1 protein-coding gene is annotated in these 606 nt (G+C 48.5%); it reads right to left on the bottom strand.

What is annotated here, in order from left to right:
- Positions 1–128: 128 nt before the first annotated feature.
- Complete coding sequence (locus RA28_RS22065) at positions 129–377, bottom strand: hypothetical protein (RefSeq protein ID WP_039533485.1); 249 nt, start codon at positions 375–377, stop codon at positions 129–131.
- Between the last annotated feature and the right edge of the window lie 229 nt (positions 378–606).

Raw genomic sequence — 606 nt, 5'->3', positions numbered from 1 at the left:
GTACCCCTTAGTCGAGTTCCGACGGATTTCGTGTTCGTGGGGTGACTATCGGCGATTTCAACAGTTTGTGCAGTGAACGCTTTCACGTTAGGCAGGGTTTCCACTCAAACTGATTGGCCAGCAGCGAGTTAAAGGATCACATCCTCCATGAACGCTGTGAACTCGTACTCTGAAGGCATGTTGTTGGGTAAGTCTTCGAACCCAAAAACGTTCCCTCCGCGCCCTTCTGGCTCTGTTTCACCACCCGTAAATCCAAGGGTGTTGCTCTCGTCTACATTCCATCGCTCTGCGCCTGTAGATGAGATATACAAGTTTTCTCCAGTGTATTCCGATTCCGCTTCATCGATTTTTCTAAAAAGAAATTCATCACTAGACATCGTTAATTACCTTTCACTGTTCGGTCCGCATGGGAAAATGGGACGGGGTGAAATCTCGCGTTCGAAACTCGGAATGAACGCTAACTCGTTAATGCAGTGAGGTTGGCTGATTCCCGGAAACATGTCAGTGATGCGGATCACAGGCCTTGGGAAGTGGTCTTCCAGCTTAAAGCGCCGAGAGCGAAGAATTGCTGCTTTACTTGGTTCAACCGAGACACAAATCGCTTAG

Source organism: Ruegeria sp. ANG-S4 (assembly GCF_000814005.1).
Taxonomy (GTDB): Bacteria; Pseudomonadota; Alphaproteobacteria; order Rhodobacterales; family Rhodobacteraceae; genus Ruegeria.
The sequence above is the reverse complement of the archived record's forward strand: the minus strand, read 5'-3'. Positions and strand labels throughout refer to the sequence as shown.